This window comes from Nonomuraea sp. NPDC003707, assembly GCF_053587055.1.
Genome location: NZ_JBSFNK010000002.1, coordinates 1 through 19,176, shown reverse-complemented (window position 1 = coordinate 19,176; position 19,176 = coordinate 1). Strand labels below are relative to the sequence as shown.

Annotated in this window: 19 protein-coding genes; 8 read left to right on the top strand and 11 right to left on the bottom strand. The window is 68.9% G+C overall.

From position 1 onward, the window contains the following. Positions 1-48: 48 nt before the first annotated feature. Together ACWDRB_RS04065 and ACWDRB_RS04060 are read left to right on the top strand one after the other, a co-directional pair. Positions 49-1,773: a DEDD exonuclease domain-containing protein gene (locus tag ACWDRB_RS04065; RefSeq protein WP_449891787.1), complete on the top strand. Its 1,725-nt coding sequence runs from the start codon at positions 49-51 to the stop codon at positions 1,771-1,773. A 17-nt stretch (positions 1,774-1,790) separates the two neighbouring features. Then, a complete protein-coding gene (locus ACWDRB_RS04060) occupies positions 1,791-2,078 on the top strand; it encodes an Lrp/AsnC family transcriptional regulator (protein ID WP_080041188.1) in 288 nt (95 codons plus the stop codon). Between the two features lie 463 nt (positions 2,079-2,541). Here the strand turns inward: ACWDRB_RS04060 and qcrB are convergent, their stop codons facing one another. From qcrB to ctaE, 4 genes are read right to left on the bottom strand one after another with little or no spacing between them, the layout of a single operon-like run. Beyond that, the gene (gene qcrB, locus ACWDRB_RS04055) at positions 2,542-4,203 is read right to left on the bottom strand and encodes a cytochrome bc1 complex cytochrome b subunit (RefSeq protein ID WP_449891786.1); all 1,662 of its coding nucleotides are present in this window, start codon (positions 4,201-4,203) and stop codon (positions 2,542-2,544) included. Further along, positions 4,200-5,312 (bottom strand): cytochrome bc1 complex Rieske iron-sulfur subunit, encoded by a 1,113-nt coding sequence (qcrA, locus tag ACWDRB_RS04050; protein WP_449891785.1) that lies wholly within the window; start codon positions 5,310-5,312, stop codon positions 4,200-4,202. Before qcrA ends, qcrB begins: the two co-directional genes overlap by 4 nt. Further along, positions 5,309-6,118: a cytochrome bc1 complex diheme cytochrome c subunit gene (qcrC, locus tag ACWDRB_RS04045; protein WP_350728936.1), complete on the bottom strand. Its 810-nt coding sequence runs from the start codon at positions 6,116-6,118 to the stop codon at positions 5,309-5,311. The genes qcrA and qcrC overlap by 4 nt, the downstream gene beginning before the upstream one ends. Before the next feature lie 14 nt (positions 6,119-6,132). Further along, complete coding sequence (gene ctaE / locus ACWDRB_RS04040; RefSeq protein ID WP_350728934.1) at positions 6,133-6,786, bottom strand: aa3-type cytochrome oxidase subunit III; 654 nt, start codon at positions 6,784-6,786, stop codon at positions 6,133-6,135. A gap of 210 nt (positions 6,787-6,996) precedes the next feature. Here ctaE and ACWDRB_RS04035 point away from each other — a divergent pair, with 210 nt between their 5' ends. After that, positions 6,997-7,395, top strand: a complete 399-nt coding sequence (locus ACWDRB_RS04035; protein WP_090930538.1) for a hypothetical protein — start codon at positions 6,997-6,999, stop codon at positions 7,393-7,395. 6 nt (positions 7,396-7,401) lie between these two features. After that, the gene (gene trpD / locus ACWDRB_RS04030) at positions 7,402-8,448 is read left to right on the top strand and encodes an anthranilate phosphoribosyltransferase (RefSeq protein ID WP_449891784.1); all 1,047 of its coding nucleotides are present in this window, start codon (positions 7,402-7,404) and stop codon (positions 8,446-8,448) included. A gap of 606 nt (positions 8,449-9,054) precedes the next feature. On the opposite strand, the gene ACWDRB_RS04025 is transcribed toward trpD, so the two are convergent. From ACWDRB_RS04025 to ctaC, 4 genes are all read right to left on the bottom strand, one after another. Then, positions 9,055-10,257, bottom strand: a complete 1,203-nt coding sequence (locus ACWDRB_RS04025; RefSeq protein WP_449891783.1) for an Ig-like domain-containing protein — start codon at positions 10,255-10,257, stop codon at positions 9,055-9,057. A gap of 200 nt (positions 10,258-10,457) precedes the next feature. Continuing rightward, on the bottom strand, positions 10,458-10,871 hold the full coding sequence (locus ACWDRB_RS04020) for a cytochrome c oxidase subunit 4 (protein WP_350728931.1): 414 nt from the start codon (positions 10,869-10,871) through the stop codon (positions 10,458-10,460). Next, positions 10,871-12,535 carry an aa3-type cytochrome oxidase subunit I gene (gene ctaD, locus ACWDRB_RS04015; RefSeq protein WP_449891782.1) on the bottom strand — a complete coding sequence of 555 codons (1,665 nt, stop codon included), beginning with the start codon at positions 12,533-12,535 and terminating at the stop codon, positions 10,871-10,873. The genes ACWDRB_RS04020 and ctaD overlap by 1 nt, the downstream gene beginning before the upstream one ends. Then, the gene (ctaC, locus tag ACWDRB_RS04010) at positions 12,532-13,329 is read right to left on the bottom strand and encodes an aa3-type cytochrome oxidase subunit II (RefSeq protein WP_449891781.1); all 798 of its coding nucleotides are present in this window, start codon (positions 13,327-13,329) and stop codon (positions 12,532-12,534) included. The genes ctaD and ctaC overlap by 4 nt, the downstream gene beginning before the upstream one ends. Before the next feature lie 175 nt (positions 13,330-13,504). On the opposite strand from ctaC, the gene ACWDRB_RS04005 reads away from it, so the two are divergent. The 3 genes from ACWDRB_RS04005 (at position 13,505) to ACWDRB_RS03995 (ending at position 15,387) form a co-directional block, all read left to right on the top strand. Further along, the gene (locus ACWDRB_RS04005; protein WP_397365929.1) at positions 13,505-14,647 is read left to right on the top strand and encodes a cysteine desulfurase family protein; all 1,143 of its coding nucleotides are present in this window, start codon (positions 13,505-13,507) and stop codon (positions 14,645-14,647) included. Further along, the gene (locus ACWDRB_RS04000; RefSeq protein ID WP_043638353.1) at positions 14,644-14,889 is read left to right on the top strand and encodes a sulfurtransferase TusA family protein; all 246 of its coding nucleotides are present in this window, start codon (positions 14,644-14,646) and stop codon (positions 14,887-14,889) included. Before ACWDRB_RS04005 ends, ACWDRB_RS04000 begins: the two co-directional genes overlap by 4 nt. 63 nt (positions 14,890-14,952) lie before the next feature. Further along, entirely contained in the window at positions 14,953-15,387 is a 435-nt protein-coding gene (locus ACWDRB_RS03995; protein WP_350728925.1) for a CBS domain-containing protein, read from the top strand. 55 nt (positions 15,388-15,442) lie between these two features. On the opposite strand, the gene ACWDRB_RS03990 is transcribed toward ACWDRB_RS03995, so the two are convergent. Beyond that, positions 15,443-16,429 carry a carbohydrate kinase family protein gene (locus ACWDRB_RS03990; RefSeq protein ID WP_449891780.1) on the bottom strand — a complete coding sequence of 329 codons (987 nt, stop codon included), beginning with the start codon at positions 16,427-16,429 and terminating at the stop codon, positions 15,443-15,445. 98 nt (positions 16,430-16,527) lie between these two features. After that, complete coding sequence (gene erpA, locus ACWDRB_RS03985; protein ID WP_192792115.1) at positions 16,528-16,881, bottom strand: iron-sulfur cluster insertion protein ErpA; 354 nt, start codon at positions 16,879-16,881, stop codon at positions 16,528-16,530. Positions 16,882-17,046: 165 nt separating this feature from the next. On the opposite strand from erpA, the gene nadA reads away from it, so the two are divergent. Next, positions 17,047-18,198 (top strand): quinolinate synthase NadA, encoded by a 1,152-nt coding sequence (gene nadA / locus ACWDRB_RS03980; RefSeq protein WP_449891779.1) that lies wholly within the window; start codon positions 17,047-17,049, stop codon positions 18,196-18,198. A gap of 9 nt (positions 18,199-18,207) precedes the next feature. On the opposite strand, the gene ACWDRB_RS03975 is transcribed toward nadA, so the two are convergent. Next, entirely contained in the window at positions 18,208-19,053 is an 846-nt protein-coding gene (locus tag ACWDRB_RS03975) for an alpha/beta fold hydrolase (RefSeq protein ID WP_449891778.1), read from the bottom strand. Positions 19,054-19,176: the final 123 nt, after the last annotated feature.

Below are 19,176 nucleotides of genomic sequence, written 5' to 3'. Positions count from 1 at the left end.
GCGGTGGTTATTCGTTCCTGTCGGTCTCCCTCTCTATGGTCTTGGAACGTGGACGCGGTTCAAGGCACTCTCGACGAGCTCGGCACTCCGCTGAGCGAGGTCACTTTCGTCGTTTTCGACCTCGAGACGACCGGCGGCGCCCCGTCCGACGACGCCATCACCGAGATCGGCGCGGTCAAGGTGCGGGCGGGCGAGGTGCTGGGCGAGTTCTCGACGCTGGTCGACCCAGGAGGGCCGATCCCGCCGTTCATCTCGGTGCTGACCGGCATCACCGACGCGATGGTCGTGGCCGCGCCGCGGATCGAGGCGGTGCTGCCGAGCTTCCTGGAGTTCATCCGCGGGGCCACGCTGGTGGCCCACAACGCCGGCTTCGACACCCGCTTCGTCAAGGCCGCCTGCGCCGCCCACGGCTATCCCCCGCCGGCCAATCCGGTCGTCGACACCGTCGACCTGGCCCGCCGCGTGCTGACCCGCGACGAGGTGCCCAACGCCAAGCTGGCGACGCTGGCGAGGTTCTTCCGCAGCTCCACCGAGCCGTGCCACCGTGCCCTGCAGGACGCCAGGGCCACCGTCGAGGTGCTGCACGGGCTGATCGAGCGGGCCGGCTCGTTCCAGGTGCACACGCTCGAGGAGCTCAAGTCGTTCGTCCGCGCCCCCACGCCGGAGCAGCAGCGCAAGCGCCACCTGGCCGAGTCGGTGCCGCACGCCCCCGGCGTCTACTTCTTCGAGGACGAGCGCGGCGAGGTCCTCTACATCGGCAAGAGCACCAACCTGCGCAACCGCGTACGCTCCTACTTCACCGCGGGCGAGACCCGCCCGCGCATCCGCGAGATGATCAGCATCGCCGAGCGGGTGCGCCACGTCGTCTGCGCGACCGGCCTGGAGGCGGAGGTCAGGGAGCTGCGCCTGATCGGCGGCGCCAAGCCGCGCTACAACCGCCGTTCCCGCTTCCCCGAGAAGGTGGTCTGGCTCAAGCTCACCACCGAGGCGTTCCCGCGGCTGTCGATCGTCCGCGAGCTCAAGGACGACGGGGCCACCTACCTCGGCCCGTTCGGCAGCGCCCGGCTGGCCGACGAGGCCCGCATCGCCCTGCACGAGGCGGTCCCCCTGCGCCAGTGCACCCAGCCCGTCACGCTGCGCACCCGGCGGGCGGCCTGCGTGCTCCACGAGATGGGCCGCTGCGGCGCGCCCTGTGAGGGCAAGGAGAGCCAGGAGGAATACGCGCTCCACGCGGAGAGCGCGCGCCGGGCCATGACGCTCGACGCCTCGCTCGTGTTCAGCGCCGTGTCGGCGCGCATGGAGCGGCTGTCGGTGGAGCAGCGCTACGAGGAGGCGTCGGTCGATCGCGACCGGCTGGCGTCCTTCGTCCGTACGGCGGCCCGCATGCAGCGCCTGAGCGCCATCACACGCATCCCGCAGTTGGTGGCCGCCAGCCCGGCGTTCGGCGGCGGCTGGGACATCCACGTCATCCGGTACGGGCGGCTGGCGGCGGCCGGGGTCATGCCGAAGGGCGCCCATCCGACCCCTTTCGTCACCTCCCTCACGGCCACGGCCGAGGCGGTCATCCCGGGCGCCGGCCCGATCCACGCGGCCAGCGCCGAGGAGACCGAGTGCATCCTGCGCTGGCTGGAGTCGCCCGGGGTGCGGCTGGTGGAGGTGGAGGGCGAGTGGAGCCTGCCCGCCTGGGGCGCCGCCCGGCACAAGGCCCGCATCGACCTCGCGTACCGCCATCTTGATCAGCCCCGCAATCGGGAGGGGCGACCTTTGAGGTGAAACGATAGAGTTGATGCATGGTCACGGCTATCGTCCACATCAATGCAGAGGTAGACCGGATCCCGGAGGTCGCCCAGACGATCGCCGAGATCCAGGGGGTCAGCGAGGTCTACTCCATCACCGGCGAATACGACCTGCTGGCGATGGTGCGGGTGGCGGCGTACGAGGAGATCGCCGAGGTGGTCCCCGGGCGGATCAACAAGGTGGCCGGGGTGCTGCACACGGAGACGCACATCGCCTTCCGGGCCTACTCCAAGCACGACCTGGACGCCGCCTTCTCCATCGGCTTCCCCGAAGCCGACTGACCCACACGGGCCGACCCCCACACGGACTGCCACACGCGGGCCGACCCACACCGGCTGCCCCACACCGGCTGCCCCACACCGGCTGACCTCATCGGTCGCGGCGGCCTGCCTGTCGATGCGCCGCCTCGAGACCTCTCGGGCTGAGCGCCCGCGACCGGCGCGACTTGCGGCCCCAACCGCGCCGTCTTCCGGCGAGCCCGCCTCGTGCGAGCCTTCGGCCGGGGTCCCCCACCGCGTGCGAGCGCCTGTGACGACGCTCCCAGCCCCGGCCAGGCGCGCCCGCGCATCCCAGGCACAGCACGCTCACCGGGCGCCGTAGTCCCACGGCGCGCCCCCCAGGCACGACACCCTCGCCGGGCGCCCGGCAACGCCCTCTTCCCCAGCAACGAGAACGGGATGAGACGGCGACGGGCCCGGACGAACGTGTCGTCCGGGCCCGTGCCGTATGTGGCGAGAGGTGATGTCAGTGCGTGAGGCTGCGGTCTTCCTCGCCACCGGAGCCGATGGCGGCGTGCTCTTCCTCGTGCCCGTGCCCGTGTCCCTCGTCCAGCGGGATCTTCTCCCCGCCGTACGCCTTCGACATGCGAGCGCGCAGCTTGCCGAGCGGACCGCGCATGCCCTTCGGCGGGATGCCCGCGGTGTCCTCGGCCACCGGCAGCATCGCCACCGGCTCCTTGCCCCGCATGTGGGCCTCGATGTCGTCCGCCGGCGGCGTGTGGACCTCGATGAACTCACCGTGCGGCAGCCGCTTGATGACGCCCGACTCCACGCCGTGCGACACGACCGCGGCGTCGGAACGCTGCAGGCCGAGGCAGAGGCGGTAGGTGATGATGTACGCCAGCGCCGGCGCGACGAAGATCAGCACCCGGCCGGCGTACGTCGTCCAGTTGAGGCTGACGTGGAAGAACGCCGAGATCTCGTCGTTGGCGCCCAGCAGCCACAGCACGCCGTAGAACGTGATGGCCGACATGCCGATCGAGGTGCGGTGCGGGTTGTTGCGCGGCCGGTCCGCGATGTGGTGCTCGCGGTGGTCGCCCGTCACCCAGCGTTCGAGGAACGGGTAGAGCGCCAGGCCCGTCATGACGATGCCCATCGGCACCAGCGCCGGGATGATCACGCTCAGCGGCAGGGTGCCGGCATGGGAGGTGCCGAAAAGGTTGATCTCCCACGGCACCATGATGCGCAGCGCGCCTTCCAGGAAGCCCATGTAGAAGTCGGGCTGCGAACCCGCGGACACGTCGGCGGGCGTGTAGGGGCCGAACAGCCAGATCGGGTTGATCTGGGTGAACGTCGCCAGACCCGCCACCGTGGCCAGCGTGAACAGGAAGTACGCGCCCGCCTTCGCCATGAAGGCCGGGTAGAACGGCGCGCCCACCACGTTGTGGTTGCTCCGCGCCTTGCCCGGCATCTGCGTGTGCTTCTGCACCCACATGAGGACCATGTGAGCCGAGATGAGCGCCAGCAGGATGCCCGGGATCAGCAGGATGTGCAGCGAGTAGAACCGGGCGACGACATCCTCACCCGGATATTCCCCGCCGAACAGGAAGAACGTGATGTACGTGCCGACCAGCGGCAGCGAGATCGCCACGCCCTCGGTGATCCGCAGACCGGCGCCGGAGAGCAGGTCGTCGGGGAGCGAGTAGCCGGTCAGACCCTCGGCCAGCGCCAGCGTCAGCAGCAGCACGCCGATGATCCAGTTGAGCTCGCGCGGCTTGCGGTAGGCGCCCGTGAAGAACACCCGCAGCATGTGGACCATCATGCCGGCCACGAACATCAGGGCCGCCCAGTGGTGCATCTGCCGCATGAGCAGACCACCCCGGACGTCGAAGCTGATCTCCAGCGACGACGCGTAGGCCTCCGACATCATGACGCCCTTGAGCGGCGCGTACGAGCCGTCGTAGGCGACCTCCATCATGCTCGGCTTGAACCAGAACGTCAGGAACGTACCGGTCAGCAGCAGGATGACGAACGAGTAGAGCGCGATCTCGCCCAGCAGGAACGACCAGTGGTCGGGGAAGACCTTGCGCAGGTTGCGCTTGAGGAAATTGGCCCCGCCGATGCGGTCGTCGAGGAATGTCGACGGACCGGCGATGGCCTTGGGCACGGCGTTCAGCTCGGTGCTCATGCCTGGCCTCCCTTCTCCCTGGCCGCGCGCTCGGCGTCACCGCGTTCCCAGAAGCTCGGGCCCACGGGCACCTCGAAGTCGCCCTGGGCGATGAGGTAGCCCTCGACGTCGACCGTGATCGGCAACTGCGGCAGCGGCCGGGCGGCCGGGCCGAAGATGACCTTGGCGCCGTCGGCCGCGTCGAACGTCGACTGGTGGCAGGGGCAGAGGATGTGGTGGGTGTTCTGCTCGTACAGGGCCGCCGGGCAGCCCACATGGGTGCAGATCTTGGAGTACGCCACGATGCCGTCGTGCGTCCAGTTCTGCCTGACGCCGCTCTTGATCTCCTCCGGGCGGAACTTGATCAGGATCAGCGTGGCCTTGGCGAGGGCGTTGAGGTCGTGCTGGTAGCCCTCGGGGACCACCGACAGGATGCCGCCGGGCGAGTTGAAGTCGGCGGCCCTGATCGGCTGGCCGGTGCCCTCGACGACGAGCCTGAGCGGCTTGCCCTCCTTGGTCTTCTCGCCCCAGACCGTGTGGCGCAGCAGCTTGTTGAACTTCGCGCCCGGCATCTTGCTGTTGTCGAGGTCGCGCAGCAGCACCACCGGCACGAGGCCGAGGGGCGCGGCGGCCAGCAGCAGCGTGCGGCGCATCAGCTTGCGCTTGACGAAGCCGCTCTCGTTGGCGCCCTGGACGAACGTGTCGGCGACGACCTCGCGGGACTCCTCGTCGGAGGCCATCGGGTGGCGCTCCTGGACCAGGGAGTACTTCGGCATGATCATGCGTACCCAGATCACGATGCCGATCGCCAGTCCCAGGATCGCCACGGTCAGCGAGGTGCCCAGCGCGAAGTTGGACACTCCGGTCGCCTCGGGGCTGCCGACCTGGAAGACCACGTAGGAGATGATGAACGCGATCGCGGCCAGGAACGTGATCGTGAAGCAGAGCGCCACGATCTTCTCGGCCTTGCGGGCCTTGCTCTCGTCCGGCAGCGTGACGCCGGGGACGTCCTTCTCGACGTCTGGGGCCTCCGCGGTGCCGAGCATCGAGGTGCCCGGCGCGGGGGTGCCGATGACGCGCTTGGGTACGCGCTCATCGGGCTGCTCGATCTCGTGCTCGTTGTCTGTCATGACTTCTGTCGCTTCTTCGCGGTGATCCAGATGGCGGCGAGTGCGAGGACACTGAGGCCTGCGATCCACGCTACGAGACCTTCGGTCACCGGGCCAATGCGCCCGAGGCCGAAACCTCCCGGGTCCTTCTGCGCGCGGACCTGCGTGATGTAGGCGATCATGCTGCGCTTCTCTTCGGGCGTGATGGTCGAGTCGTTGAAGACCGGCATCGCCTGCGGGCCGGTGACCATCGCCTCGTAGATCTGGGTGGGGGTCGCCGAGTTGAGGTTGGGGGCGTACTTGCCCTGCGTCAGGGCGCCACCGGCGCCGACCCAGTTGTGACACTGGATGCAGTTGGCGCGGAACAGCTCGCCGCCCTTGCCGGCGTCGCCGAGCTTGGCGTCGACCTGCTCCTGGCCCGGGACCTGCGGGCCGCCGCCGAGCGACTGCACATAGGCGCCGATCTGCCTGATCTTCGTCTCGTCGACCCAGGGCGCCATCGGCTTGCGCGGCGCCTGCGGACCCGGGTTGGCGGCGGGCATGCGGCCGGTGCCCATCTGGAAGTCGACCGCCGCGGCTCCGACGCCGACGAGCGTGGGCGCCGTCTTGGTGCCCTCCGCGTTCATGCCGTGGCAGCTGGAGCAGTGCTTGACGAACAAGCTCCTGCCCTCGGCCACGTCATCGACCTTGCCTGCCGCCAGTGCCGCGTCGGCAGGCTTACCCGCCTGGACAAAGGCGGCGTATACCATCCCGACCAGCGCCAACGCCAAAATCAGGACGGCATATCTCGCGAGGGGATGCCGCCGCCAAGCGGTGATCCTAGTCACAGAGATCCCGTTCCTTAACGAATGATGTAGATGGTCGCGAAAAGACCAATCCAGACGACGTCTACGAAGTGCCAGTAGTAGGACACGACGATCGCGCTGGTGGCCTGCTCATGCGTGAAGCGCTTCGCGGCGTACGTGCGTCCCAGCATGAACAGGAACGCGAATAGGCCACCGGTCACGTGCAGGCCGTGGAAGCCCGTCGTCAGGTAGAACACCGAGGTGTAAGGGTTGGCGGACAAGGTCGCGCCCTCTGATGCCAGCTCGCCGTACTCGTACAGCTGCCCGGCCACGAAGACCGCGCCCATGAGGAAGCTGACGATGTACCAGAAGCGGAGCTTGCCGACCTGCCCCTTCTCCGCGGCCCACACGCCCAGCTGGCACGTCACACTCGACAGAACCAGGATGATCGTGTTGGCCGTCGCGAACGGGATGTTCAGGTGAGCGCCCTCGGCGGCCTCCAGGCCGACCTTGTGGAAGGCGGGACCCCAATCGAAGCCGTTGCCCACGCTCACCGACCGGATGGTGAAGTACATCGCGAACAGCGCCGCGAAGAACATGAGCTCAGAGGACAGCCAGACGATCGTCCCGACACTGACCAGATTGGGTCTGCGGTACGACTGTGCTGTCGTCGTCGAAGTTATTGCGGATGCTGTCGCCACGGGCAGCATTATTGCGGCTTCGGTGGTCGGTCCCGCGCACGACCCCCCGGTTAGCAGGTACAAACCGGGAGGCAACCTGGGAGAATCGCCTCAAAACCCCCTGTCAGGCATGGTGGCCTGGGAATGCACACCGGCGCACCGGTACGATCCGAGGTGACCATACTGCTACAAGGAATAGCGAGCGCGACAGTGACCTCCACTGGGAGCACCGACGACACGATGAGGGTCCTCGTCTACAGCGACGACGCCGCCACCAGGGCCGAGGTGATCCAGGCCATCGGCAGGCGCCCCGCCGCCGACGTACCCCTCGTGGAGATCGTGGAATGCGCCACCGAGCCCAAGGTCCACCAGTGGCTGGGCTCGGGCGAGATCGACGTGGCCGTCCTCGACGGCGAGACGCAGCCCGCGGGCGGCATGGGCGTCTCCCGCCAGGCCAAGGACGAGGTCTACGACTGCCCGCCCATCTGCCTGATCATCGCCAGGCGCGACGACCGCTGGCTGGCCGACTGGTCCAAGGCCGACGCCGTGGTGCCGCAGCCGCTGGAGCCCATGGTCCTGGCCGACACCGTGGCCGACCTCATGCGCCGCCGCTCCTCGACCCGACTCAACGCTAAGTAGGTGCCCATGGACTCCCGGACGACCTGGCCCACCCTGCTGTCCGCTCTCCTGTCCGGAGAGCACCTCACCTCCGACGAGTCGGCCTGGGCGATGCGGGAGATCATGTCCGGCGCCGCGACGCCGTCCCAGATCGCCGGCTTCGTGGTGGCGTTGCGCGCCAAGGGCGAGACGGTGGCCGAGGTCGTGGGCCTGGCCCGCACCATGCTGGATCTGGCCACGCCGCTGAGCGTGGAGGGGCCCGTGGTCGACGTGGTCGGCACGGGAGGCGACCGCGCCCACACGGTCAACGTCTCGACGATGGCCGCCATCGTGGCCGCCGCCGCGGGCGCCCGGGTGGTCAAGCACGGCAACCGCGCCGCCTCGTCCTCGTGCGGCGCCGCCGACGTCCTGGAGCACCTGGGCATCCGGCTCGACCTCACGCCGGAGCAGACGGCGCGGGTGGCCGAGCAGGCGGGCATCGCCTTCTGCTTCGCCCCGGTCTACCACCCCGCGCTGCGCTTCGCCGGGCCGACGCGCAAGGAGATCGGCGTACCCACGATCTTCAACTTCCTCGGCCCGCTCACCAACCCGGCCCGCCCGGCCGCCCAGGCCATCGGCGTCTTCGACGCCAAGATGCTGCCCGTGCTGGCGGGCGTCTTCGCCGAGCGCGGCGTCAGCGCGCTGGTGTTCCGCGGCGACGACGGGCTCGACGAGCTGACCATCGCGGACACCTCGACGGTCTGGGTGGTCAAGGAGGGCACGGCCACGCAGACGATCTTCGACCCGTCCGTGCTCGGCATCCCGCGCGCCGACGTGGGCGCGCTGCGGGGCGGGGACGTGGCCTTCAACGCCCAGGCCGTGCACGACCTGCTGCAGGGGAAGACGGGGCCGGTGCGCGACGCCGTCCTGCTCAACGCCGCCGCGGCCCTGGTGGCCCTCAACGGGCCGGGCGACGACCTCGACGCCGCCATGACCGACGGCTACGCCCGCGCGGTCCAGGCCGTCGACTCCGGCGCGGCCGCCGCCACCCTCGACCGCTGGATCGAGGTCAGCGCCACCGTCAACGGCGCCTGACCGCCCATTTCGAGGCGCGCCCCAGCCGAGGGGCGCGCCTCCCTCCGGCAGTACGCCCTCCGCCCGCTCGCCGCTGAGGCGTGCACGCCGCCGCAGCGCCGGGGTCCGTACGACGGCGCGGGGAGCGGACCGGAGCAGCGGCCGGCCGGTAGCTTCACCCTCGCCAGGCTCTCCCCCGCGGGCGGCCGCCCCCGTCCCGTCCCTCAGCGCCACGCAGACGGCCTGGCCCTCCCATCCCCCGGGGAATGCACCACTGGGACGGCGTCGCGGCGCTGAGGCGCGCACAACGGCGCGGAGAGCGGGCCGGAACGGCGAACGCCCCTCCCCCGTGCGCGTCAGCCCAGGTCACGCAGGGCGCCGGACCCCGGTCCTTGCGAGCGCGCTGAGGCACCGCCGATCCGGGGCAGCCCTGAGCGGAGCGCCGCTGAGCCGGAGCGCCGCTGAGCCCAAGGCGTGGCGAGCCTGGGCTGTGGCGAGCCCGGGGCGCGTTCAGCCTCGTGTGTGGCGATCCGGAGCCGTGGCCGGCCCCGAGTGTGGCGGGTCGGGGCCGGTGTCGGCGGGTCGGAAGGCGGTGGTCTAGGCCGTGGTCGGCGGCGCGAATCGGTATCAGAACGTGATGGTCGGCCCGTCCTTGAGCACGCTCCACTTGAGCCACTCCTTCCAGTTCTCCTGCCAATGCCCCCATCCGTTCGTGGGCTCCAGCTTCCGCGGCGACCCCGTGATGATGATCGGATCCCCGATCAGCGTGTTCTTGACGAACCAGATCGCGTTCTCCGGGCTGATGTTCACGCAGCCGTGGCTGACGTTCGAGTTCCCCTGCGACCCCACCGACCAGGGCGCGCTGTGCACGTACTCGCCGCTGTTGGAGATGCGGACGGTGTGGTAGACCATCAGCGAGTAGTAGCCCGACTGGCCGGGCCCGATCCCGGGCGAGGTCATGAGCGTGGAGTCCTCGCGCGACATCGCCAGGTGGATGCCGCCGGTGGTGTAGTACTTCCACTGCCCGCCCTGCCCCGCGCTCATCGGCATCTCGCGGATCTTCTTGCCGTCGCGCCGGACGTACAGGACGTGCTCGTCGGTGCTGCCCTTGGTGATCTGCGAGCGGCCGATCTTGAAGTCGAGCCGTACGTCGCGCTTGCCGTACAGGCCGGGGCCCCCGCGCACGCCGGCCAGCTTCGCGTCCAGCCGCACCTTCGTGTGCGCGGGCCAGTACTCCAGCGGCCGGAAGTCCACGTGGCTGTCGTCGAACCAGTGCCAGGCGCCCTCCACGGGCCTGGAGCTGCGGACCGTGAGGTTGCGCTCGACGGACACCCGGTCGGCGACCGGCTTGTCGAAGGCGATCATGATGGGCATGCCGACGCCGACCGTCAGCCCGGTGTCGTCCTTGTTCGGGGTGATGGTCTGGATGTCGAACGTCTTGTTGCCCTTGATCGTGGAGAACGTGCTGGTGGTCTGGGTCTGCTTGCCCGCGGCGTCCGCGGAGACGGCGGTGATCGTGTAGCTCGCCCCGGGGCGGGCGGTGACGGTGCTGCGCCAGTTGGTGCCGTCGGCGCTCAGGACGCCCTTGAGCGCCCCGGACTTGCCGCCGTCCACCCGTACGCTCTTGAGCGTGCCGCCACGGGCCGAGACGACCACGGGCTGGTCTGTGGCCACGTTCGCGGCCTTGTCCTGCGGAGAGAACGTCACAGCGGGCCCTTGGGCCCCGCCGGCCATGGCGACCCCCTCAGGCTTCGGGGCCGAGGCCCCCGAGCACGCCGCCAGCAGCGCCAGCGCCAGCAGGCCGGCCGATCCATTCGCTACGCGCCCCACGTATGACTCCCTCGTCCGACAACGAACCCCTTGACCTGCTCACCACCCGGTTGTGCCCGAAAAGGCCCTTAGTGGCGGTCCGCATAGCAGACGCCTCATTACTACCCTCAGTGATCGAATAACCACATCGGATCACCGTTAAAGAACACAAAAAAACGGGCGTCCCCCCTCAAGGGAGACGCCCGTTCAGGCAGTCCGGGTCAGTGCGAGAAGTTGCCCCGGTAGTACTGGAAGACGAAGCCGATCATGGCCATGATGACCAGGAAGATCCCGATCAGGAACATCCAGAAGCCGATCACGAACCCGGCGAAGGCGAAGGCCGCCGCCAGGCACAGGAACAGCGGCCACCAGCTGCTCGGGCTGAAGAACCCGATCTCGCCCGCGCCGTCGCTGATCTCGGCCTGCTTGTCGTCCTCCGGCTGGGCGCCGATGCGCCGCGCGGTGAACATCAGGTAGTAGCCGACCATGAACGCGAACCCGACCGAGATCGCCATGGCCGTGGTGCCGACCGGCTCACCGTGACCGGTCGCCGCCTTGGTCCAGAACCAGTAGGCGACGTCGACACCGGCGAAGAACAGGCCGCACGCGAGGAACAGCCAACCCTGGACCTTCATCAGGCCTCGACCTCCGATGCCGTCGGCTTGGCGGACACGTGCGGGTAGTGCAGGTCGAACGCGGGACGCTCGGACCGGATGCGCGGCAGCGAGGTGAAGTTGTGCCGCGGCGGCGGGCAGGAGGTCGCCCATTCGAGCGAGCCGCCGTAGCCCCAGGGGTCGTCGACGGTGACCTTCGGCGCGCTGCGCCAGGTCTTCCAGACGTTGTAGAAGAACGGCAGCGTCGAGGCGCCCAGCACGAACGCGCCCACCGACGAGATCATGTTGAGGTCGGTGAAGCCGTCGGCCGGGCTGTAGTCGGCGTAACGACGCGGGAAGCCGAGCATGCCCAGCCAGTGCTGGATGAGGAACGTCGTGTGGAAGCCGATGAACAGCAGCCAGAAGTGCAGCTTGCCCAGCTTGTCGTCGAGCATCTTGCCGGTGAACTTGGGCCACCAGAAGTAGAAGCCCGCGAACATGGCGAACACGACGGTGCCGAAGACCACGTAGTGGAAGTGGGCGACGACGAAGTAGGTGTCGCTGATGTGGAAGTCGAGCGGCGGCGAGGCCAGGATGACGCCCGTCAGGCCGCCCAGGAGGAACGTGATGAGGAAGCCGACCGAGAACAGCATCGGCGACTCGAAGGACAGATGTCCTCGCCACATCGTTCCGACCCAGTTGAAGAACTTCACACCTGTCGGCACCGCGATGAGGAACGTCATGAACGAGAAGAACGGCAGCAACACCTGCCCGGTCGGGAACATGTGGTGCGCCCAGACCGTGATGGACAGACCGGCGATCGAGATCGTCGCGACCACGAGGCTGATGTAACCGAAGACCGGCTTGCGGCTGAAGACCGGCAGGATCTCGCTCACGATGCCGAAGAACGGCAGCGCGATGATGTACACCTCAGGGTGTCCGAAGAACCAGAACAGGTGCTGCCAGAGCAGCGCGCCGCCGTTGTCGGGGGCGAAGACGTGCGTGCCGAGCTTGCGGTCCGACTCCAGCACGAGCAGCGCGGCGGCCAGCACCGGGAAGGCCATCAGCACGAGCATGCTGGTCAGCAGGACGTTCCAGACGAAGATCGGCATGCGGAACATGGTCATGCCGGGCGCGCGCATGCAGATGATCGTGGTGATGAAGTTCACCGAGCCGAGGATCGTGCCGAGACCGGACAGGGCCAGGCCCATGATCCACAGGTCGCTGCCGATGCCGGGCGAGTTGATCGCGTTGGACAGCGGCGTGTAGGCGAACCAGCCGAACGAGGCCGCGCCGCCCGGCGTGAAGAAGCCGGACACGGCGATGAGGCTGCCGAACAGGTAGAGCCAGTAGCTGACCATGTTGAGGCGCGGGAACGCCACGTCGGGGGCGCCGATCTGCAGCGGCATCAGCTCGTTGGCGAAGCCGGCGAACAGCGGCGTCGCGAACATCAGCAGCATGATCGTGCCGTGCATGGTGAACAGCTGGTTGAACTGCTCGTTGCTGGTGAACTGCATGCCCGGCTGCGCGAGCTCGGCCCGCATGATCAGCGCCATGACGCCGCCGATCAGGAAGAAGGCGAAGGACGTGATCAGATAGAGGTGTCCGATGATCTTGTGATCAGTGGAGGACAGCCACTTGGCGATCACCTGGCCCTTGGTGACGGGCCTGGCCGGCGCGCGAAGGGGTTCGTGGATGGCGGTCACTGGGCACTCCCAGCCTGGTTTGTAGCGATGTACTGGTTCCACTTGTTCGAGTCGACGAGCGTCACCTTGAACAGCATGCGGCTGTGGTCGACACCGCAGAGCTCGGCGCACCGGCCCGCGAAGGTGCCCGTGCGGTCCAGAGTGGTGATCTCGAACGTGCGGCCCGGGTTGCCTTCCTTGATGCCGGGGATGACGTCCCGCTTGAACAGGAACTCCGGCACCCAGAACGAGTGGATGACGTCGTCGGTCGACAGGTCGAACTCGACCTTCGTCTTCGCCGGCAGGATCAGCTCAGGCCCCTGGTGATAGTCGCTCACCGGCGTGCCGGCGACGGGGGCCAGCGTCTTGCCGTTGACCGTCGTGGTGAAGCGCCAGCTCCACTGGAAGGCCTCGACCTTGACCTTGACGGTCGCGTCGCCGTCCACCTTGGCCAGCACCTGGCTGTCACGCGCGGTGAAGAAGAAGAACACCGACACCATGACGAGCGGGATCAAGGTGTAAAGCATCTCGATCGGCAGGTTGTAGCGCACCTGCGGCGGCAGATCGGCCGAGGACTTGCGCTTGCGGTGGAAGATGGCCGCCCACACGATCAAAAAGATGACGACCGCACCCGTGGCGAGCGCGGCGATCCAGGCCCCGTTCCACAGAGTCTGGACCACGCCCGCCTGCTCGGTGACATGGTCGGGAAGAAGACCACGAGACCAGTCGGCCTTCGGAACGTCATTAGCACACGCCGTAGCAGTGGCCAGCAGCAACGCCAAAGCGGCGGCACGCGGCACCCTGCGCCGGGCCAACGAACGCCGCATCGTACGGCGAGTCGGACTCACGGATCGCCTACCCCACAGATGAAGCCCAAGAGTCTTTCTCTTGGGCGCTCTTATTTCCAGATGCACAGCTGATTGCAGACACATTAGCGTGCAGGTGCTTCGCCCTACCGCGCGACCCCTCGATGGCGCCGCAAGTGGGACGATGAGTCTCGTGGCGTATTTCGACGCGGCTTCGAGCGAGCCGCTCCACCCTCAGGCACGCGAGGCGCTGCTGGCGGCGATCGACGTCGGCTGGGCCGACCCCGCGAGACTGTACGGCCAGGCCCGCCGCGCACACCTGCTGCTGGAGCAGGCCCGCACGGAGGTGGCCGAGGCGCTCGGCGCGCGCCCGGACGAGGTGTCGTTCACATCGTCGGGCACGCAGGCCGTGCATCTCGGCGTGCTCGGCACCCTACACGGCAGACGCAGGGCCGGGCGCCACCTGATCACCAGCGCGGTCGAGCACTCCAGCGTGCTGCACGCCGGTGGCGTGCACGAACGCGACGGCGGCACGACCGAGACGGTGGGCGTGGACCTGACGGGGCGGGTGGATCTCGACCGGTTCACCGAGGCGGTCGCCCGGCCCGGCACCGCGCTGGCCTGCCTGCAGACGGCCAACCACGAGGTCGGCACGGTGCAGCCGGTGGCGGAGGCGGCCGCGGCGTGCCGGTCCCACGGGGTTCCGCTGCTGGTGGACGCGGCGCAGACGGCCGGCAGGATGCCGATCCCGCCCGGCTGGTCGGTGCTGACGGCCAGCGCACACAAGTGGGGCGGCCCCGCGGGCGTGGGCGTGCTGGTGGTGCGCAAGGGCACGCGGTTCCGCTCGTTCCTGCCCGAGGACGAGCGGGAGCGGCGGCGGGTGCCGGGGTTTGAGAACGTGCCCGGCATCGTCGCGGCGGCGGCCGCGCTGCGCGCGATGGCCGCGGACGCGGCGCAGGAGCAGGCGCGGCTGTCGGAGCTCGTGGCCAGGATCAGGGAGACGGTGCCGAAGATCGTCCCGGACGTCGAGGTGATCGGCGACCCGGTCGACCGGGCGCCGCACATCGTGACCTTTTCGTGTCTGTACGTCGACGGCGAGGCCTTGCTGACCGAGCTGGACAAGGCTGGTTTCGCTGTTTCGTCAGGAAGCTCGTGCACCGCTAGTACGCTTCGTCCATCGCACGTTCTTGAAGCGATGGGCGTGCTGACGCATGGCAATGTCCGGGTGTCGCTGCCCAGGGGCGCCTCCGCGGCGGAGGTCGACAGATTCCTCGCCGTGCTGCCCGACCTGGTGCGCCGCATCCGGCAGGACGCAGGAGTCGCATGACCGAGGTTACCCAGCCGGCTTTGACGATCGACGCGCTCGGGAAGAAGTGCCCGATCCCGATCATCATGCTGGCCGAGCAGATCAACTACGTCCCGCTCAACGCGGTGGTGGCCGTGCTGGCCGACGATCCGGCGGCCTACACGGACGTGCCGGCGTGGTGCAGGCTCAAGTCACACCGGCACGTCGGCTCGTACGAGCTGCCCGAGGGCGGCTGGGCCATCCACGTCCGGCGCAACTACTGACATTCCCCCCGAAAGTGGGGTAGAGGCTTCCCGTACGAAGTCACCAACTTTCGGGGGAAAGCCATGACCAGAGGACATCCGCACGAGACCGCCCGTGACGTGATGCATCCGGGGGCCGAGTGCATCGGCGCGCACGAGACGCTCGACCGGGCGGCCCAGCTGATGCGCAACATGAACGTGGGGGCACTGCCCGTGTGCGGCCCCGACGAGCGGGTGAAGGGGATCATCACCGACCGCGACATCGTCGTCAAGTGCATCGCTTCGGGGCACGACCCGTCGAGGACGACGGCGGGCGAGCTGGCCGGGGGCCTCGTCTTCGTCACCCCGGAGACGTCCGTGGACGAGACGCTCACGCTGATGGAGCAGCACCAGATCAAGCGGCTCCCCGTGCTGTCGGACAACCGCATCGTCGGCATGATCACCGAGGCGGACCTGGCCAAGCACCTGCCGGACGACAAGCTCGCCGAGTTCCTGCACCACGTCTACGCGAGGAGCTGAGCCGTGCGGGCCGCCCCGGGGCCGCTCACAGCGGGCCGGGGCGGCCGAGCGGCGCCTACGGGTGGTAGCAGCGCACGTGATCGGCGATGTCCGCCGTGGCCTCCTTGCCGTACGCGGCGCCGAACCGCTCGAGGAAGACCTGCTGCCCGAGCTCGTACTCCTGGCCGCCGACGCGCTCGAGCACGTGGGTGGCGGTCAGGTTGCCGACCTGGCCGCAGCGCTCCAGCGGCAGCCCCCAGGCCAGCCCTGACAGGAACCCGGCGCGGAAGGCGTCGCCGACGCCGGTGGGATCGGCCTTGCCCAGTTCGGGGGCGGGGGCGACGTGGATGGACGGCTCGCCTCCGCGGTCGATGACGGCGCCCTTGGGGCCGAGCGTGGTGATCCGGACGCCGACGCGGTGCAGGATCTCCTCGTCGGACCAGCCCGTCTTCTGCTCGATGAGCCCCTTCTCGTAGTCGTTGGAGAAGAGGTAGGCGGCGCCGTCGACGAGCTGGCGGATCTGCTCGTCGGCCATGCGCGCGAGCTGCTGGGAGATGTCGGCGGCGAACGGGATGCCGCGCTGGCGGCACTCGTCGGTGTGGCGCAGCATCGCGTCGGGGTCGTTGGGGCTGATCAGCACCAGGTCGAGGCCGTCCAGACGGTCGGCGACGGGCTTCAGCTCGATCAGCCGGGCCTCTGCCATGGCCCCGGTGTAGAACGAGGCGATCTGGTTGTGGTGCTGGTCGGTCGTGCACAGGAAGCGCGCGGTGTGCTGGGTCTCCGAGATGTGCACGGAGTCGCAGTCGACGCCGTGGCGCTCCAGCCACGAGCGGTAGTCGGCGAAGTCGTTGCCGACGGCTCCCACGAGAACCGGCTTGAGGCCGAGGCAGGCCATGCCGAACGCGATGTTCGCGGCGCAGCCGCCACGACGGATCTGAAGGTCATCGACCAGGAACGAGAGTGACACCCGATCGAGCTGCTCGGCGATGAGCTGTTCGCCGAAGCTTCCTGGGAAGGTCATCAGGTGGTCTGTCGCGATTGAGCCGGTAACGGCGATGCGCACGGGATTCTTCTTCCTCGTTGTCAGCAGGCCTATGAGCCCCACGAGAATACGCGAAGGTCCCGCACGCACAAAGGCGAGCGGGACCCGGCGGCCACCGACTAGTTGAAGGAGTCACCACAGGCGCAGGAGCCCGTGGCGTTGGGGTTGTCGATGGTGAACCCCGACTTCTCGATCGTGTCGACGAAGTCGATCGAGGCCCCCATCAGGTACGGAGCGCTCATGCGGTCGGTGACCACGCTGACTCCCCCGAAGTCCGACACCACGTCGCCGTCCATCGACCGGTCGTCGAAGAAGAGCTGGTAGCGCAGGCCGGAGCAACCACCCGGCTGCACGGCGACCCGCAGCTGCAGACCTTCCTCACCCTGCTGCTCAAGCAGGCTCTTGACCTTGGCGGCGGCCGCGTCAGTCAGGATCAGGCCCTGCGCCGTGGTCTCGCTGCTCTCAACCGTCATCTGCTGACTCCCTAACCCGGCTGTCTGTTTCCGACGTCCTACTAATGACGCTACCAACACCTGGCCCATGCCACACATTCCCGGGGTCGCCGCCCCCCGGAATAAGTAGGTATCCCCCATATGTCATGATGAGTATCGTCACTTCGACGATAAGGGGGTTTGGCCATGGCCACCCAGACTGGGCTGCCGCTCTACGTCCTCGGCCAGGGCGCCGATCCGCACAGCGAGAAGGGGGTCGAGTGCCCGGGCGAGCTGCCGCCCGCCTCGGACCCCGACCTGGTGGAACGGGCCCGCAAGGCGAAGGAGGCGCTCGGTGACCGGCTGTTCGTGCTCGGGCACCACTACCAGCGCGACGAGGTCATCCAGTTCGCCGACGTCACGGGCGACTCGTTCAAGCTCGCCCGGCTCGCGGCGGCCAGGCCGGAGGCGGAGTTCATCGTCTTCTGCGGCGTGCACTTCATGGCCGAGTCGGCCGACATCCTGACCGGCGACCACCAGAGGGTGGTGCTTCCGGACCTGGCGGCCGGGTGCTCGATGGCGGACATGGCCACGTTCGACCAGGTCGAGGAGTGCTGGGAGGCCCTGGAGGACGCCGGCCTGGCCGATCGGGTGATCCCGGTCACGTACATGAACTCCAGCGCCGACATCAAGGCCTTCTGCGGCAGGAACGGCGGCGCGGTCTGCACCTCCTCCAACGCCCGCCGCGCCCTGGACTGGGCGTTCTCGCGCGGCGAGAAGGTCCTGTTCCTGCCCGACCAGCACCTGGGCCGCAACACGGCGGTGCTGGAGATGGGCATGTCCCTGGAGGACTGCGTCGTCTGGAACCCGCACCGCCCCAACGGCGGCCTCACCCAGGAGCAGCTGGAGCGGGCCAGGATGATCCTCTGGCGCGGCCACTGCTCGGTGCACGGCCGCTTCACGGCGGAGTCGGTCGACGACGTGCGCGCGCGCATCCCCGGCGTGAACGTCCTGGTGCACCCGGAGTGCCGGCACGAGGTCGTGCTCAAGGCGGACCACGTGGGCTCGACCGAGCACATCATCCAGACCCTGGAGTCGGCCCCCGCGGGCTCCAGTTGGGCGATCGGCACCGAGCTGAACCTGGTCAAGCGGCTGGCGCAGATGTTCCCCGACAAGAGCATCTCGTTCCTGGACAAGACGGTCTGCTACTGCTCGACCATGAACCGGATCGACCTGCCGCACCTGGTGTGGGCCCTGGAGTCCCTGGTGCTCGGGGAGGTCGTCAACCAGATCACGGTGGACGAGGACATCGCCCACTGGGCCCGGACGGCCCTGGACCGCATGCTCGCCCTCCCCTGACCCACCCCTCTAATCCGTGCGGGCCACGAACGCGCCCACCGCGGCCCGGAAACCCTCCGGATCCTCGACCCAGGGCAGGTGACCGGCGCCCGGCAGGGTCACCCGCGAGACGTCCGGCAGCGCCCGCTCCAGCGAGTCCACCGCCCGGCGGGGCCGGATGTCCTCGGCCCCGTCGACGATCAGCACCGGCACCGCCAGCGCCGCGCAGGCGTCCCGCAACGCGGGTGTGCCCCAGTCGCGCCTGCCCTCGGCGTTCAGGACGGCGTTGCACTCGAAGTTGACGCCGAGCCAGGGGGTCGCCATGCGTTCGGCGTGCTCCATGGCCCGGCCGCGGTCGGCGAAGTCCGCCGTCCACTGCAGCACCGCGAACTCACGGTCCTCGGCGGCCGTGCGTTCGCGGCTCTCCAGCGCCGCCCAGCGCTCCACGTCCCCGCTCACCGCGCCGCGCAGGCGGAGCCGGTACTCCTCGCGCCAGGTGTCGCTCGGGTCGATGCCCGTGCCGGAGACGTAGACCAGGCCGCGTACGCGCTCGGGGTGGTCCAGGGCGTACCGCAGGGCCAGCTGGGCGCCCCACGAGTGGCCGAGCAGCACCATCGACTCCAGGCCGAAGTGGCGGCGGACGGCGTCGAGGTCCGCCACCGTCCAGGCCGTCGAGTACGGCCCGAGCCGCTGCGAGCGGCCGCAGCCGCGCTGGTCCCACCGGTGGACGGCCGCGACGCCGGACAGCAGCCCGGCCACGTCCTCGAAGGTGTCCCACAGGCCCGGACCGCCATGACAGAAGACGACGGGACGGCCCTCGCCGCTCCGCACCGCCCAGAGCCGCACGCCGTCGTCGGTCAGCACTGTCTCGTCCATGGAGGGCATGATCCCGCGTGGGCGGGGCTCAGACATCCCTGGATCCGGAATGTCAAGCGGCGAGGTCGTGTCGCCGGTGTGACCATGCGGTTGCTTGGTTGTAGGTGGTGTGGGTTTTCAGGC